The organism is Streptacidiphilus sp. P02-A3a (genome assembly GCF_014084105.1).
Lineage (GTDB): Bacteria > Actinomycetota > Actinomycetes > Streptomycetales > Streptomycetaceae > Streptacidiphilus.
The window spans coordinates 8282614-8299174 of record NZ_CP048289.1; the positions used below are offsets into that span (position 1 = coordinate 8282614).

Here is a 16561-nt window from a genome sequence, read left to right on the forward strand (position 1 = left end):
GCTCAACCTGTGAAACCTGCGGGCAGTGCCTGGACTCGTGCGGTGGTGCCGGGGTCGCGCTACTTGAGCCGCAGCGCCTTCATCGCGCCCAGCGCCCGGGTCATCAGCCGCGCGTAGCCCTGGTCGTCCATGCCGAAGGCGGGGCCCATCGGCAGCAGCCGCTGCACGGCGACGGTCTGCGCCTCGGTGTACTTGAGGATGCCCTCGGAGCCGTGGCGGCGGCCGACCCCGGAGTCGCCCATGCCGCCCATCGGCGCGGCCACGCTGCCGTAGGCGGAGGCGTAGGCCTCGTTGACGTTGACCGTGCCGGCGTGCAGGCGCAGCGCGATCCGGCGGCCGTGGCCGGGGTCCCGGCTCCAGACGCTGGCGTTCAGCCCGTACGGGGTGCTGTTCGCCTGGGCGACGGCCTCCTCCTCGCCGTCGAAGCGGTAGACGGAGACCACCGGGCCGAAGGTCTCCTCGGCGCAGACCGCGCTGGCGGCGTCCACGCCCTCCAGGATCGTCGGCTCGTAGAACAGCGGGCCGACGTCGGGCCTGGCCCGGCCACCGGCCAGGACCCGGGCGCCGTTGCCGACGGCCTCCTCGACGTGCCGGAGCACGTTGTCGAGCTGCCGCTTGGAGACCAGCGAGCCCATGTCGGCGCCCCAGCCGAGGGTGTTCCCGAGCCGCAGCGCCCTGGTCCGGGCGGTGAACCGGGCCAGGAAGTCGTCGGCGACCTCCCGCGCCACGAACAGCCGCTCGATCGAGACGCAGAGCTGTCCGGCGGAGGAGAAGCAGGCGCGGACCGCGCCCTCGGCGGCCTTGTCCAGGTCGGCGTCGGCGAGCACCAGCATCGCGTTCTTCCCGCCGAGCTCCATCGACGCGCCGACCAGCCGGGCGGCGGCGCGCTGGGCCACGTCGCGGCCGGTGCGGGTGGAGCCGGTGAACGAGACGTAGTCGGCCCGGTCGACCACCTCGGGGCCGATCACCGGCCCGTCGCCGACCACGATCTGCCACAGCTCGGCCGGGAGCCCGGCCTCGACCAGCAGCTCGCGGGTGCGCAGCGCGGTCAGCGTGGTCTGCGTGTCGGGCTTGGTGACCACGCCGTTGCCGGCCATGAAGGCGGGCAGGGCGTCGCCCGCGAACAGCGCCAGCGGGTAGTTCCACGGCGAGATCTGGCCGATCACGCCCTTGGCCTGGCGAACCTCGGTGACCTGGGTGAGCGCCGGGATCACCCCGCCGCGGCGGCGCGGGCGCAGGTACCCGGCCCCGGCCCGGGCGTAGTGGCGGGCCTCCACCGCGGTGACGCTGACCTCCTCGAAGGCGTGCGTGCGGGCCTTCCCGGTCTCCGCCTGGATCAGGTCCAGCAGCTCCGCCTGGTTGGCCAGCAGCAGGTCGTGGAAGCGCAGCAGCACCCGGGCGCGGTCGCCGAGCGGACGCTGGGCCCAGGCCCGCTGGGCGGTGCGGGCGCGGATGAACGCGGTGGCGACGTCCTCGACGGTGGACTCGGGGATCTCGGCCAGCACCTCACCGGTGAACGGGTTGCGGCTGATCCCCAAGGTGGGCTGCTCCCCGGCGGTGACGCCGCGGACCAGCCGGGCGACCAGCGCGGGCGTGACGGCGTCGGCGGCGGTGCGGGGACCGGGCTCGGCCACGGGGTTGCGCTCACCGGTCACGTCGCTCGTGCTGATGTCTGTCATGGCGTGCAGCGTAAGCCGTTTTCGGGCGCTTGGGTACCCGTCGGTAACAATGAACCGCGCCGCGTCGGGCCGTTCGTTCGTGGGCCCGCACGTAGCTGCGTACCGCGAACAACTGGCCGACTCCTTCACTATGCTCGCGGCTCATGAGCGATCGGACCGGACCGCCCGACGGCGGCGCGCCCTGGGACCCCTACCGGCAGCAACCGCCGCCAGTCCAGCCCGGGCCGGACTGGCAGGCGCCACCGACCCGGCCCGGCCCGTACGTCCCGCCCGGGCCGGACTGGCAGGCGGGTCCCGACTGGCAGGCGCTGGCCGACCGGAACGAGGCCAAGCTGCGCCGACGGCGGCGGCTGCGGCTGGCCGGTGCGGTACTGGGGGCGCTCTGCGTCGCCGGGCTCACCGCGGGCGTGGTGCTCCGGTCCGGGGGCGGCAGCCACGCCTCGCCGACGGCGTCGGGATCGGGATCGGGATCGCCGCGGCCGACCGCGGACGCCGCGCCGAAGCCGAAGCCGAGCCGCCCGGCACCGCTCCAGGTGATCTCCAGCGCCGCCACCGACACCGCGCCGCTCAGCCCGACCACCGTGTTCGACGCCGCCAAGCTGACCATCGGCGGCAAGGTGTACACCCTGGCCGCCACCGCCACCACCATCCCCTGCTGGAAGGGGACCACCGGCGGTCTCGGCAACGTGCTGGCCGCGCACGGCTGCCGGGAGCTGCTCCGCTCCACCTACGTCACCGACGGCCACGCGGTCACCGTGGGCGTCGCCGTGTTCGACGACGCCGCGCAGGCCGCCGCCGTGCTGCCGAAGTACACCGGCGAGATGCAGCCGCTGGTCCAGGGGCACATCCCGGCGTTCTGCGTGAAGGCCGCCTGCACGCAGACCCACGCCGCCGTCGGCCGGTACGACTACTTCACCATCGCCGGCCCGACCAACGGCCACCCCGGGACCGGCGACCCGCTGGCCCTGGCGGCCGCCAAGCACGCGGCCGCGTACGCCCAGCGCCGCCTGCTGGACCGGGGCAAGGCCCGGGGCTGAGCCCGCGCCGGGTCAGAGCAGCGGCTGCAGGGCGGCGCCGACCGCCCGGTGGAAGGTCGGGTAGGCCCAGATGGTGGCCGCCAGGTCGGCCAGCGGGGTCCGCGTCTGCACCGCCAGGGTCAGCAGCCCCAGCACCTCGCCGCCGGAGGGACCGGCGGCGGTCGCGCCGACCAGGTGCCCGTCGGCGGCGACCAGCTTGACGAAGCCCTCGCTGCCCCGGCCGTGGACGAAGCCCCTGCTGCTGGCGGCCAGGTCGGTCCAGCCGGTGCGGACCGCCAGGCCGCGGTCCCGGGCCTGGGCCTCGGTCAGCCCGACCGCGCCGATCTCCGGGTCGGTGAAGGTGACCCGGGGCACCGCGTGGTACTCGGCCGCGCGACCGCCCTGGCCGAGGATCGCCCGGACCGCGATGTCCGCCTGGTACATGGCCATGTGGGTGAACGCGCCCTTGCCGGTGGCGTCGCCGACCGCCCACACCCCGGGGGCCCCGGGCACCCGCATCCGCTCGTCCACCGGCAGCGCCCGCGCGTCCAGCGGTACCCCGAGCACGCTCACCCCCAGCCGGTCCAGCTCCACCCGGCGTCCGGCGGCGACCAGCAGCCGCTGCGCCCCCAGCCGCTCGCCGCGGCGCCCGGTGACCGTGAACCGGTCGCCGGACCAGGCCACCGAGGCGGCCTCGGTGCCGGTGTGCACGGACACGCCCTCGGTGGTCAGCACCCGGGTCAGCAGCTCGGCGGCCTCCGGTTCCTCCCGCGCCAGCAGCCGGGGCTGCGACTCCAGCACGGTGACCGCGCAGCCCATCCGCTGGAGCGCCTGGCCCAGCTCCAGGCCCACCGCGCCGCCGCCGAGCACCAGCAGCGACTCCGGCAGCTCCGGGGTCTCGATCAGGTCGCGGTTGGTCCAGTAGCCGGTCCCGGCCAGGCCGGGGACCGGCGGGGCGACCGGGCGCGAGCCGACCGCGAGCACGATCGCCCGGCTGGGCCGCAGCACGGTCTCGGTGTCGCCGCCGCTGTGCAGCACGGTGACCTCGTGCGGGCCGGTGAGCCGCCCGTAGCCGCGCAGGAAGCGCGCGCCCCGGCCGGTCAGCCTGTCCACCGCGACCTTGTCGTCCCAGTTGTCGGTGGCGGCCCGGACGTGCCGGGCGACCGGCGCCCACTCGGTGTGCACGTGGCAGGTCCCGGCGCTGCCGGGGACCCGGTGGGCCTCGGCGACCAGGTTCCCGGCCCGCACCATGATCTTGGAGGGGATGCAGCCCCAGTAGGGGCACTCGCCGCCGAGGAGGCGTTCGTCGACCCCGACGACGTCCAGGCCCGCGTCCGCGAGCCGTCCGGCCACCTCCTCCCCGCCGGGGCCCAGCCCGATCACGACGACGTCAGGGGTGGCGAATGCGGGGACAACCATGACCGACTCCCTTGGTGAGGGTTCTGGCCTGTCGTTCTACCGTACCCGCGACCGGGCGGGGAGTCCTGCGGTCAGGGAACGCTGAATCCGCCGGTGACGTCCAGGAACCGCTGGTAGCCGGTCTTCCAGTCGGTGTCCGGGTAGTCGACCAGGATGTCGTACTCGGTACCGGTGTTGTCCTTGTACAGCTGCTCGATCACGTCGTGCAGCGCGCTCGGGGCACCGGCCTGGCCCTGCTTGGTGTACGAGAAGCTCCACCGCGCGCCGACGTAGCCGTGGAACTGGTTGACGGCCATCTGGGCGTCCGTGTAGCTGCTGTCGTTCTTGGCCAGGCTCTGCGCCATCTGCTGGGCGTGCTGTAGCGGGGTCAGCGGCTGGCCGTTGGTCACCGCGAAGCAGATCAGGTACGTCTCGGAGGGGTCGGGCGAGTAGTTGATCGCCGTGATCTTGCTGTCCGGCTGCCTGATCCAGGGCGTGCTGGTGTTGTCCGGCAGCGGGAAGCTGAATCCGGACGGGTCGTGCACCAGGGTGTAGCCGGGCGGGACCATCGGCGTGTAGCCGGCTCCGGCCGCCGGGCTGCCGGTCTGCGACGGCCTGCCGGAGGCACCGGTGCTGGGGCCGGCGCTCGGTCCGGGGCCGGTGGTGGTGTCGGCGGTGGGCTGGCGGTGCCGGAAGATCTTGTAGTCGTAGGTCAGGCCGCCACCCACCAGCGCCGCCAGCAGCCCGGCCACCAGCAGCCAGGGCCAGATCCGGCGGTGCCGCACCGGGCTCGCGGGCTGGGCCCGGCGGGGGGCGGGACGCGACTCGGTCCCGCGCTCCAGCAAGGACTCGATCCGCTGCGGCTCCAGCCGCTGGGAGTCGGACCGCTGCTCGTCGGTGCGCTGCTCGTCGGTGCGCTGCTGCTCGGCCGACCGTGGCTCGGTCGGCTGCTCGATCCGGGTCGGCGCGGTGCCGACCGCCTCGGCGCGGGCGTGCGACACCGGCGGATGCTCGTTGCGGTCGACCAGCGGCACCAGGCTGGTGGCGTTGCGCAGCGGGTTCGGCGGCACGGCGATGCTGGTGGTGTCCCCGGCGGCGACCCCCTGCAGCATCCGGATGGCGTCCGGCGCGCTCGGGCGCTCGGCCGGGTCCTTGGACATCAGCGCGCGCAGCACCGGCGTGAGCGGTCCCGCGTTGCGCGGCTCCGGCAGCGGGTCGGTCACCACGGCGGTGAGCGTGGTCAGCGGCGAGTCGCGGCGGAACGGCGACTCGCCCTCGACCGCGGCGAACAGCGTCGCGCCGAGCCCCCACAGGTCCGAGGCCGGTCCCGGGCGGGAGCCGTGCACCCGCTCCGGGGCGAGGTAGTCGGGCGAACCGATCAGGTCGCCGGTGCGGGTCAGCGCCGAGTCGCCCTCGTAGGTGGCGATGCCGAAGTCGGTGAGCACCACCCGGCCGGTGCCGTGCTCCAGCAGCACGTTGGCCGGCTTCACGTCGCGGTGGATCACCCCGACCTGGTGCCCCCGGTGCAGCGCCGCCAGCACCTGGGCGCCGATCCCGGCCGCCTCACGGGCGTTCAGGGTGCCTTCCTGCTCCACGAGCTCGGCCAGCGACCGGCCGTCGATCAGCTCCATCACGATCCACGGCTTGCCGTCCTGCTCCAGCACGTCGTGGATGGTGATCACGCCGGGGTGCTTGATCCGCGCCGCCGCCCGGGCCTCCTGCTTCATCCGGGACTGGACGATCTGCAGGTCCTCCTCGGCGAGGTGGCCGACCGAGAGCTCCTTGACCGCGACCTCGCGGTCGAGCATCTCGTCCACCGCGTGCCAGACCGTGCCCATGCCGCCGCGCCCCAGCCGCACGCCCAGCCGGTAGCGTCCCGCCAGCATCCGGGCGGTCGGATCGGCGGTGGCCGCGCCCCCCGGCGCCGTACCGTGCGGCGGGGTGCCCCCGCGCCCCGCCTCCGCCGCCGAACCGTCTTCCGTGCCCACCCGTGCTCCCCCTTGCCTGGTCCCTGCCGAGTGCCGAATCGGCGGCAGGGTTCCAGACGCCGCGCGTAATCCCCAATGCTCGTGGTGCACAGACTAGGCAACCCGCGGCCCGACCGGAACGGCGGGGCGGCCCTGTGACCCGGATGTGACGCGCGGGCGGGCGCCCGACCCGGCGCTCAACCGGCGACGAGCGCGGCAACCACCAGCACCGATATGACTGTCAGGAGAACGCTACCCACCAACACCGCACCCAGCCAGCCGGGGGAACGCCGGGACGGCGGCCGGTGCGGTGCCGCGTGGTGCGCGACCGCGTGGTCCGCGCCCAACCGGCCGGTCCGGTCCGCGAGTTCGGCCGACCGCCCAGAGGATCCCGGGAACGGCCCCGCGAACGGCCCGCCGCCGCCGAGGACCCGTCCGAGCAGGGCCGGGCGGCGCGGCCCCGGCAGCAGCACGGCCGGACCCGACGGCGCGCCCGGGCCCAACGGCTCCGGCGCCCGCGACAGCAGCTGCCGCACCTGTTCCTCCACCTCGGCCAGGTCCGGACGGGCGCCCGGGTCGTCCGCCAGCAGCCGACCGACCAGCGGCGCCAGCGGGCCCAGCGGATCCGGCGCGGACGCGCCCTTGGTCAGCCGCACCGGCCCCGGCGCGGGCGATCCCGGTCCGTCCGACGGGTCCGACGGCAGCGGGTCACCGGTCAGCAGCCGGTGCAGCAGCGCGCCCAGCGCCCAGACGTCCGCCGCCGGTCCCACCGCGAGCCCCGGCGCCGGTGCCGCCTCGGCCGGGCGCGGCGCGGGACCGGGCCCGCGCTGCTCCGGGGCCCAGCGCTCGGGCACCTGGCCGACCACCACCGTCCGCGCGTCCCGGGCGCGCACCCGGGCCGGGGTCCAGGCCGAGGCCGGGACCCCGGCGCCGGGGATCTCGCTGCCGGGGCCGCCGCACAGCGCCTCCTGCGCCGCGCCGACCGCCAGCCCGCCGAGCAGCGCCGAACCGTCGTCGCAGACCACGACCGTCTCCAGGGTCACGTTGCCGTGCACCAGCCCCACCGCGTGCACCGCCCGCAGCGCCGCCGCCAGGTCGCCCGCGACCTCGGCGGCGCGGTACGGGGCGAGCGGGCCGCCCCGGTCCAGCAGCAGCTCCAGCGGCACGCCCCGGACCACCTCGCCCGCCACCCACAGGTAGCCGTCCTCGGCGAACGCCTCGAACGTCTGGACCAGCCGCGCGTGGTCCGGCACCGCCCCGGCCGCGAAGGCGGCCCGGGCCAGCGCCCGGGCCGCCGTGTCGTCGGCCTCGGGGACGGACCGCCGGTCCTGGTCGAACGGGGTGACCAGCTCCGGCAGCGGCACCGCGTCCAGCCGCACGGCCGTGCCGCTGCGGGTGTCCACCGCCGCGACCCCGGCGCCCAGCGGGCGGCCGGTGAGCTGGTAGCGCCCGGCCAGCGTCCGGCCGCCGAGGTCAGAGACGGGGACGGCGCCGGGGTCGGTGCGGGCGGCGCGCCCCGAGGAGCCGCCGTGGGATGCCGCCCTGCCCATGCCGCCTCCTCCCTCCGTGCCTCGGCCCGCCGTGGCCGCCGTCCGTCGTCCTTCCGCGCGTTCTGCCCTCCACCGGCCCGCCGGTGGCCGTCGCCGGGCCCGCTACCGGCTCCCCGGCTGGAAGGTGCTGTAGAAGCCCGCCAGCAGATCGCGGTTCTTGGAGCCGTCCCAGCCGGACGCGGACGCGGTCCAGTCGATCGAGTAGCCGTCCTGGCCGTCCACCACGAACTCGCGTTCGACCGAGCGCAGCGCCTCGCCGCCGCTGCCGGTGTAACTCCAGGCCCAGTCCGCGGCGTTCCAGCTCCGGTAGGAGACCGACTGCGACTGGAGCTGCCGGTAGTGCGGGTAGCTCCCGGCGTCGCGCGACTCCTCGCTGGCCAACTCGGCCAGGGCGCTGCTGCCGGGGGTACCGGTCCAGGCCACCACCAGCGTCCCGGCGGCGCCTCGGTAGCGCCAGCGGTCGGTCGCGAGCCGGGTGATCGTCCAGCCCTTGGGGATGTCGATGGTGCCGCCGCCGGGCACGGCCGCCCGCTCGAAACCAGCCGCCAGGCCCGGCTTCGTCTGCTGCGCCATGGCCACCCAGACCCCGCCGCCGGCCACCAGCAGCAGCGCCAGCAGGGCCACCAGCACCCGGGCCAGCCGCCGCCGCGAGCGCGGGTCACCGGCCTGGGGGGCGGACAGCCGCGCGGCCAGCGGCTCGGACGGCCCGCCCGGCAGCGGCATCGCCTCGGTGCGGGGCCCGTCGCCGCCGTCGTAGGCGCCGCCGTCGAAACCGCCGCCGTCGTAGCCGACCGCCGGGGCGGGCTCGCGCAGGCGCTGGGTCGGCAGGTCGTAGCCAGGTCCGCCGGTGGCCGTCGGGCGCGCCCGGGGGCGCGGCTGGGGCTGAGGCTGCGGCTCGAACCGCGGCGGCTGGAGCGGCGGCTGGAGCGGCGGCTGCGCTCGGAGCGACGGCTGCGGCTGCGGCTGCGGCTGCTGGAGCTGCGGCTCCGTCTCGGCCTCGGCCAGCACCCGCAGCAGCAGCTGCCGGGTGGTCGGCTCGTCGAAGCGCTGCTCCGGGTCCTTGCGCAGCAGCCCGGCGATCACCGGGGCCAGCGAGCCGCCGTTGGCGGGCGGCACCAGTTCCTCGGTCATCACCGCCGTCAGCGTGGACAGCGCCGAGCCCTTGTCGTACGGCGGATGGCCCTCGACCATCGCGTACATGGTCGCCCCGAGCGACCACAGGTCGGCCGGGGCCCCGGGGACCCGGCCGCGGGCCCGCTCCGGGGAGATGTAGGAGGGCGCGCCGACCAGCATCCCGGTGGAGGTGACCGAGGGGTCGCCCTCGACCCGGGCGATGCCGAAGTCGGTGAGCACCACCCGCCCGTCGTGCCCGATCAGCACGTTGGACGGCTTGACGTCACGGTGCAGGATGCCCGAGCGGTGCGCCTGGGCCAGCACCGCCAGCAGCTCCAGGCCGATCTCGGCGGCCCGCAGCGGCGGCAGCACGCCCTCGCTGCTGATCACCTCGCTCAGCGAGCGGGACTCCACCAGCTCCATCACGATCCACGGCCGGTCGTCCTCCTCGACCACGTCGTAGACGGTGATCGCGGCGGTGTGCCGGACCCGGGCGATGGCCTTGGCCTCGGTCAGGGTGCGCGCGATCAGCCGACGGCGCTCGTCCTCGTCCACTCCGGCGGCGAAGCGCAGCTCCTTGACCGCGACCGGGCGGCCGAGGACTTCGTCCACGGCCCGCCAGACCGTGCCCATGCCGCCCCGGCCGAGCACCGACACCAGCCGGTATCGGTCCGCCAGCAACCTCCCCGACGCGTCCTGATTAGCGGTCATCTGGATGAGGTCCCCTCCGCGTGTGAATCTCCCGACCCCATCGTCCCCTACCCGAGCGGGACGATGTCCTCCGCCCCCAGTCTGGCGGCTTCGGCGGTGAGGTCGTCCGGCTGCCGCTGCGACTCCCGTTCGGCCGCGACCCGGATCCGGTACTGCTCCACCTCGCGGTCGATCCGGCGCTGGTCCCAACCGAGTTCACCGGCCATCAGCTCGGCGGCCTCGCGCATGCTGGCGGTGCCCCGGTCGAAGGTCTCGATGGAGATCCGGGTGCGCCTGGCCAGCACGTCGTCGAGGCGCTGGGCGCCCTCGCTGCGGACCGCGTGGACGACCTCGGCGCGCAGGTAGTCGTCCGCCCCGCCCAGCGGTTCGGCCAGTCCCGGCTCGGCGGCGATGAGTTCCAGCAGTTCGCCGACGAGTGAGCCGTAACGGTTCAGCAGGTGCTCGACCCGGGCCACGTGGAGTCCGCTGGTCCGGGCCAGCTCGGCGCGGCCGTTCCACAGCGCCTGGTAGCCCTCGGCCCCGGCCAGCGGCACCCGCTCGGTGCAGCTCGGCGGAACCCGCTGGTCCAGGCCGTGCACGGCCTCGTCCACGGCGTCCCGGGCCATCACCCGGTAGGTCGTGTACTTGCCCCCGGCGACCACCACCAGACCGGGCACGGAGTGCTGGACCACGTGCTCGCGGCTGAGCTTGGAGGTCGCCTCGGACTCCCCGGCCAGCAGCGGGCGCAGCCCGGCGTAGACGCCCTCGACGTCCTCCCTGGTCAACGGCACCGCCAGGACCGAGTTCAGATGGTCGAGCAGGTACTCGATGTCGGCGCCGCTGGCCGCCGGGTGGTCCTTGCCCAGAGTCCACTCGGTGTCCGTGGTGCCCACGATCCAGTGCCTGCCCCAGGGGATGACGAACAGCACGCTCCGCTCGGTCCGCAGGATCAGCCCGGTGGCGGAGTGGATCCGGTCGCGCGGAACCACCAGGTGGATGCCCTTGGACGCGCGCACGTGGAACTGGCCGCGGGTGCCGACCAGGGCCTGCGTCTCGTCCGTCCACACGCCGGTCGCGTTGACGACCTGTCGGGCGCGTACCTCGAACTCACCTCCCAGTTCCAGATCATGCACCCGGGCACCGACAACCCGCTCCCCCTCGCGCAGGAAGCCGGTCACCCGGGCCTGGTTGGCGGCCCAGGCGCCGTAGCCGGCGGCGGTGCGGACGAGGGTGGCCACGTAGCGGGCGTCGTCCATCTGGGCGTCGTAGTACTGCACCGCGCCGACCAGGGCGTCCCGGCGCAGGCAGGGCGCCAGCCGCAGGGCCTGACGGCGGCCCAGGTGCCGGTGCAGCGGCAGCCCGCGGCCGTGCGATCCGGACACCGACATGGCGTCGTAGAGGGCCACCCCGGAGCCCACATAGGCGCGCTCCCAGCCCCGGTGCCGCAGCGGGTAGAGGAAGGACACCGGCTTGACCAGGTGCGGGGCCAGGGTCTCCAGCAGCAGGCCGCGTTCCCTCAGCGCCTCCTGGACCAGGGTGAAGTCCAGCATCTCCAGGTAGCGCAGACCGCCGTGGATCAGTTTGCTGGAGCGGCTGGAGGTGCCCGAGGCCCAGTCCCCGGCCTCCACGATGCCGGTGGACAGGCCGCGGGTGACCGCGTCCAGCGCGGTCCCGGCGCCGACCACGCCGCCGCCGACGACCAGGATGTCGAGTTCCCGTTCGGCCATCCGGGCCAGCGACTCCGCCCGTTCGGCCGGACCCAGTTTCGTGCTTCGCATGGCTGCCTCCGCAGTACGCACTCCCCGGCTCGGGCGCACCGGACGCCCGGTCAACTGGCCACCGATCACCAGCCTGCCGGGTATCTGCCCAAACCGGCGGACCGCAGTCACGTCCCAGCCGCACCAGCTGAATCGAACCCCCGAACTCACTGGGAACACCCGTTGCCACCTGCTAGCCTGCCGCCGACTCGCCGTGCCCCGCCCGCGCTCCGGGCCACCCGCCCCGGCCCACGCCGCCGCGCCCGCGCCCGCGCCCGGTTTCGGGCCGCCGACCGACCAGCCGGGCCAGCCCTTCCAGCCCGGCCCGGCCGGTTTCGCCGGGGCCTACGGGATGACCCAGCCGGTCCCGGAGCACAACCGTCCGGGCCTGGGCATCGTGGCGGCGGTGGGCGCGATGATCGTCTCGGCGCTGCTGTACGGCGCGGTGATCGACCTCACCAAGCACGAGATCGGCTATCTGGCGCTGGCCATCGGCCTGGTGATCGGCCTGGCCCTGGGCAGACACCATCTTCGGCAACCTGAACATGATGTTCAGCACCTGGAAGGACAGCCTGGACGCGATGTCGCTGTTCTTCTTCGTGATCGGCGGCCTGGAGGCGTTCGTCTTCACCCGCCGCTTCAGCGGGGCGCAGCTGCCGAACCGGGGCCGCCGCCGCTGAGCGCCCCGGACAGCCGTGAGGCCCCCGCGCGGGGGCCTCCGGCCAGCTGCCGCTACTTGCTGCGGGAGACGGTGACCTCGACCCGCTGGAACTCCTTGAGCTCGGAGTAGCCGGTGGTGGCCATCGCCCGGCGCAGCGCGCCGAACAGGTTCATGGTGCCGTCGGGGGTGTGCGAGGGGCCGGAGAGGATCTCCTCGGTGGTACCGACCGTGCCCAGGTCCACCCGCTTGCCGCGCGGCAGCTCCTCGTGCACGGCCTCCATGCCCCAGTGGAAGCCCCGGCCCGGCGCGTCGTTGGCGCGGGCCAGCGCGGCGCCGATCATCACCGCGTCCGCGCCGCAGGCGACGGCCTTGGCCAGGTCGCCGCTGTAGCCGACGCCGCCGTCCGCGATCACGTGGACGTACCGGCCGCCGGACTCGTCCATGTAGTCGCGCCGGGCGGCGGCCACGTCCGCGACCGCGGTCGCCATCGGCACCTGGATGCCCAGCACGGTGCGGGTGGTGTGCGCCGCGCCGCCGCCGAAGCCGACCAGGACGCCGGCCGCGCCGGTGCGCATCAGGTGCAGCGCCGCCGTGTAGGTGGCGCAGCCGCCGACGATCACCGGGACGTCGAGCTCGTAGATGAACTGCTTGAGGTTCAGCGGCTCGGCCGCGCCGGAGACGTGCTCGGCGGAGACCGTGGTGCCCCGGATCACGAAGATGTCGACGCCCGCGTCCACCACGACCTTGGAGAACTCGGCGGTGCGCTGCGGCGACAGCGCGGCGGCGGTGACCACCCCGGAGTCGCGGATCTCCTTCAGCCGTCGGCCGATCAGCTCGGCCTTGATCGGCTCCCGGTAGATCTCCTGCAGCCGCCGGGTGGCCAGCGCCTCGTCCTTGACCTCGGTGATCTCCTGGAGCAGCGGGCGCGGGTCCTCGTAGCGGGTCCACAGGCCTTCCAGGTTGAGCACGCCGAGGCCGCCCATCCGGCCGAAGGCGATGGCCTGCTCCGGCGAGACCACGCTGTCCATGGGTGCGGCCAGGAACGGCAGCTCGAAGCGGTAGGCGTCGATCTGCCAGGCGATCGAGACCTCCTTCGGGTCCCGGGTCCGGCGGCTCGGTACGACGGCGATGTCGTCGAAGGCGTACGCCTGTCGGCCCCGCTTGCCCCGCCCGATCTCGATCTCGGTCACGTCCCAGCCCTTCGTTCAACCTGCTACTGCCGTGCACCAGTATCCCGCACACGGCGAAGGGGGCCGCCGCAGCGACCCCCATCGCCCCGACGGCGGACTACTTGCCGTGGTAGTTCGGCGCCTCGACGGTCATCTGGATGTCGTGCGGGTGGCTCTCGCGCAGCCCGGCCGAGGTGATCCGGACGAACCGGCCCTTGGACTCCATCTCCGCGATGGTGCCCGCGCCGACGTAGCCCATGGTCTGCCGCAGGCCGCCGACCAGCTGGTACAGCACCGCCGACAGCGGGCCGCGGTAGGGCACCTGCCCCTCGATGCCCTCGGCGATCAGCTTCTCGTCGGAGGTGACGTCGCCCTGGAAGTAGCGGTCCTTGGAGAAGGACTTGGCCTGGCCGCGGGACTGCATCGCGCCCAGCGAGCCCATGCCGCGGTACGACTTGAACTGCTTGCCGTTGATGAAGAGCAGTTCGCCCGGGGACTCCTCGCAGCCCGCGAGCAGGCTGCCGAGCATGACCGTGTCGGCACCGGCCGCCAGCGCCTTGCCGATGTCGCCGGAGTACTGCAGGCCGCCGTCGCCGATGACCGGGACGCCCGCCTCGCGGCAGGCCACGGCCGCCTCGTAGATCGCGGTGACCTGGGGCACGCCGATCCCGGCGACCACGCGGGTGGTACAGATCGAGCCCGGGCCGACGCCGACCTTGACCCCGTCCATACCGGCGTCGATCAGCGCCTGCGCGCCGTCGCGGGTGGCGACGTTGCCGCCGATCACGTCGACGTTGACGGCCGCCTTGATCTTCGCCATCCAGTTCAGCGCGTTGCCGTTGTGGCCGTGCGAGGTGTCCACGATCAGGAAGTCGACGCCCACGGCGGCCAGCGCCTGGGCCCGCTCCAGCGACTCGGAGCCGGTGCCGACGGCGGCGCCGACCAGCAGCCGGCCCTCGGAGTCCTTGGCGGCGTGGGGGTACTTCTCGGCCTTGACGAAGTCCTTGACCGTGATCAGGCCCTTGAGCACGCCGTCGGCGTCGACCAGCGGCAGCTTCTCGATCTTGTGGCGGCGCAGCCGGGCGATGGCGTCCTCACCGCTTATCCCGACCTCGCCGGTGATCAGCGGCATCGGGGTCATGATCTCGCGGACCTGGCGGCTGCGGTCGGCCTCGAAGGCCATGTCGCGGTTGGTGACGATGCCGAGCAGCCGCCCGGCCGGGTCGGTGACCGGCACGCCGCTGATCCGGAACTTGGCGCAGAGCGCGTCGGCCTCGGCCAGGGTGGCGTCCGCCGACACCGTGATCGGGTCGGTGACCATGCCCGACTCGGAGCGCTTCACCAGGTCGACCTGGTTGACCTGGTCCTCGATGGAGAGGTTGCGGTGCAGCACGCCGACACCGCCCTGGCGGGCCATGGCGATCGCCATCCGCGCCTCGGTGACCTTGTCCATGGCGGCGGAGAGCAGAGGGATGTTGACCCGGACGTTACGGGAGACCCGTGAGGAGGTGTCCACCTGGTTGGGCAGCACGTCGGAAGCGCCGGGGAGCAGCAGGACATCGTCGTAGGTGAGCCCGAGCATGGCGAACTTCTCGGGTACACCTGCGGCATTCAAAGACATTGGGCACCTTCCCGTACCGACCCGGAGACCTAGGAAGCGGGGGGAAGACTCTTTTGGCGCACCCACCCGCGCAACACGGCGCCACCGGGGGCCGCTGGATGGGCAGCTCGGCACCGATATCTCAGTCTACCGGTAGCGGGATGCTCTCCCTCCGGGCCGCGCACCGGCCCCGGCGGGGCCGGGCCCGGACGCCGGGATCAGGCGGAGAGGTCCTCGTGGGCGCCCCCGGCGAGGGCGCGGAGCCGGCTCAGCGCGCGGTGCTGGGCGACCCGGACGGCTCCGGCGGACATGCCGAGCACCTCACCGGTCTCCTCGGCGGTCAGCCCGGCCGCGATCCGCAGCAGCACCAGCTCGCGCTGGCGGGCGGGCAGGCAGGCCAGCAGTTCCCTGGCCCAGGCCGCGTCGCTGCTGAGCAGCGCGCGCTCCTCCGGGCCGAGGGCCTCGTCGGGCTTCTCCGGCAGCTCCTCGGCGAGCGAGAGCGGCTGCCCGGGGCCGCGCATCGCGGCCCGCTGCAGGTCGGCGATCTTGTGGGCGGCGATGCTGAAGACGAACGCCTCGAACGGGCGGCCCTCGTCGCGGTAGCGCGGCAGCGCGCAGAGCACCGCCAGGCAGACCTCCTGCGCGACGTCGTCCACATGGTGCCGGGCCCCGCCCGGCAACCGGACCAGCTTGGCCCGGCAGTAGCGCAGCACCAGCGGGTGGACCTGCGCCAACAGCGCGTCCGTCGCCTCGGGGTCACCGCCGACGGCGCGGACCACCAGAGCCCCGATGGGCACGGGCAACCCACCGGAAGGCTGTCCGCGGCCGGGGGCCGCGGTCACATCGTCGTCGCGCACTGCTCCATGGTGCCTGGTCACATCGGGAAACGCGGCACCGCACCCCGACTTGTGCATCGGAACGTTATGCGCCACGGCTGCCCACCCCCGTCAGCAACTCCCGGAGAGACCTCATACCCCCATGGTGCGTCCTCGACGAGGAAGCGGGCCATGCCCGCTTCCCCTCCACGAGGACGCTCCGCCCGTACGGCTGCGCCCGCGTCCGGAAACCGGCAGGTCAGCGGACGAGACCCCAGCGGAAACCGAGCGCGACCGCGTGCGCGCGGTCGGAGGCGCCGAGCTTCTTGAAGAGACGTCGCGCGTGGGTCTTCACGGTGTCCTCGGAGAGGAACAGTTCACGCCCGATCTCGGCGTTGCTACGGCCGTGGCTCATGCCTTCGAGCACCTGGATCTCACGGGCCGTCAGCGTCGGCGCGGCGCCCATCTCGGCGCAGCGGAGCCGACGCGGGGCGAGCCGCCAGGTCGGGTCGGCCAGGGCCTGGGTGACGGTGGCCCGCAGCTCCGCCCGGGAGGCGTCCTTGTGCAGGTAGCCGCGGGCACCGGCGGCCACCGCGAGCGCCACCCCGTCCAGGTCCTCGGCGACGGTGAGCATGATGATGCGGGCGCCCGGATCGGCGGACAGCAGCCGCCGCACGGTTTCGACGCCGCCGAGGCCGGGCATCCGCACGTCCATCAGCACCAGGTCGGACCGGTCGGCCACCCAGCGGCGAAGCACCTCCTCACCGTTGGTCGCCGTGGTCACCCGGTCGACGCCGGGAACGGTCGCCACCGCGCGGCGCAGCGCCTCGCGGGCAAGCGGTGAATCATCACAGACGAGGACGGAAGTCATGACCGTCCTCCGCAGCTGATCCGCGTCACGTTGAGCCTCCTGGCTGGTACGAATCGTCACCCGCGATCACGACGGCTGAAGTCTTCCCCGACTCCAGCGCTGTTGACCGCTCTCAGCACTCCCAACGACCGTCACTCGAATGAGTTACGGGGTCGGCCGCCGCCTTCAGCACTCTACGTGGTCGTCCCGCTACAGATCAGCAGCCACGGCGTGCAGTCGGGGGTACGTGCGCGGCTCGCGCGCGTCCGGCGCGCCCCACCGCGATGGACCCGGGC

Annotated in this window: 13 protein-coding genes; 2 read left to right on the top strand and 11 right to left on the bottom strand. The window is 74.2% G+C overall.

The window, feature by feature from the left end:
* Positions 1-59: 59 nt before the first annotated feature.
* On the bottom strand, positions 60-1679 hold the full coding sequence (locus tag GXP74_RS34875; RefSeq protein WP_182455235.1) for a succinic semialdehyde dehydrogenase: 1620 nt from the start codon (positions 1677-1679) through the stop codon (positions 60-62).
* Positions 1680-1822: 143 nt separating this feature from the next.
* Between GXP74_RS34875 and GXP74_RS34880 the strand changes: the two genes are divergently transcribed.
* The gene (locus tag GXP74_RS34880) at positions 1823-2716 is read left to right on the top strand and encodes a hypothetical protein (RefSeq protein ID WP_182455236.1); all 894 of its coding nucleotides are present in this window, start codon (positions 1823-1825) and stop codon (positions 2714-2716) included.
* Between the two features lie 12 nt (positions 2717-2728).
* Here GXP74_RS34880 and GXP74_RS34885 read toward each other — a convergent pair whose 3' ends face one another.
* The 6 genes from GXP74_RS34885 to GXP74_RS34910 form a co-directional block, all read right to left on the bottom strand.
* A complete protein-coding gene (locus tag GXP74_RS34885) occupies positions 2729-4114 on the bottom strand; it encodes an NAD(P)/FAD-dependent oxidoreductase (RefSeq protein WP_182455237.1) in 1386 nt (461 codons plus the stop codon).
* A gap of 71 nt (positions 4115-4185) precedes the next feature.
* Positions 4186-6081, bottom strand: a complete 1896-nt coding sequence (locus GXP74_RS34890; RefSeq protein ID WP_225448405.1) for a serine/threonine-protein kinase — start codon at positions 6079-6081, stop codon at positions 4186-4188.
* Between the two features lie 176 nt (positions 6082-6257).
* Positions 6258-7610, bottom strand: coding sequence for a hypothetical protein (locus GXP74_RS34895; RefSeq protein WP_182455238.1), 1353 nt, complete (start codon positions 7608-7610; stop codon positions 6258-6260).
* Between the two features lie 102 nt (positions 7611-7712).
* Entirely contained in the window at positions 7713-9434 is a 1722-nt protein-coding gene (locus GXP74_RS34900; protein ID WP_182455239.1) for a serine/threonine-protein kinase, read from the bottom strand.
* Positions 9435-9481: 47 nt separating this feature from the next.
* A complete protein-coding gene (locus GXP74_RS34905; RefSeq protein ID WP_182455240.1) occupies positions 9482-11191 on the bottom strand; it encodes a glycerol-3-phosphate dehydrogenase/oxidase in 1710 nt (569 codons plus the stop codon).
* A 172-nt stretch (positions 11192-11363) separates the two neighbouring features.
* The gene (locus GXP74_RS34910; RefSeq protein WP_182455241.1) at positions 11364-11729 is read right to left on the bottom strand and encodes a hypothetical protein; all 366 of its coding nucleotides are present in this window, start codon (positions 11727-11729) and stop codon (positions 11364-11366) included.
* Between GXP74_RS34910 and GXP74_RS41705 the strand changes: the two genes are divergently transcribed.
* Entirely contained in the window at positions 11719-11850 is a 132-nt protein-coding gene (locus GXP74_RS41705) for a hypothetical protein (RefSeq protein WP_255528194.1), read from the top strand. The genes GXP74_RS34910 and GXP74_RS41705 overlap by 11 nt on opposite strands.
* 52 nt (positions 11851-11902) lie before the next feature.
* On the opposite strand, the gene GXP74_RS34915 is transcribed toward GXP74_RS41705, so the two are convergent.
* From GXP74_RS34915 to GXP74_RS34930, 4 genes are all read right to left on the bottom strand, one after another.
* Positions 11903-13021, bottom strand: a complete 1119-nt coding sequence (locus GXP74_RS34915; protein WP_182455242.1) for a GuaB3 family IMP dehydrogenase-related protein — start codon at positions 13019-13021, stop codon at positions 11903-11905.
* A gap of 97 nt (positions 13022-13118) precedes the next feature.
* Positions 13119-14621 carry an IMP dehydrogenase gene (gene guaB, locus GXP74_RS34920; protein WP_182455243.1) on the bottom strand — a complete coding sequence of 501 codons (1503 nt, stop codon included), beginning with the start codon at positions 14619-14621 and terminating at the stop codon, positions 13119-13121.
* A 197-nt stretch (positions 14622-14818) separates the two neighbouring features.
* On the bottom strand, positions 14819-15457 hold the full coding sequence (shbA, locus tag GXP74_RS34925; RefSeq protein ID WP_370468504.1) for an RNA polymerase sigma factor ShbA: 639 nt from the start codon (positions 15455-15457) through the stop codon (positions 14819-14821).
* 217 nt (positions 15458-15674) lie between these two features.
* Positions 15675-16286, bottom strand: a complete 612-nt coding sequence (locus tag GXP74_RS34930) for a response regulator transcription factor (RefSeq protein WP_030251459.1) — start codon at positions 16284-16286, stop codon at positions 15675-15677.
* Positions 16287-16561 lie beyond the last annotated feature (275 nt).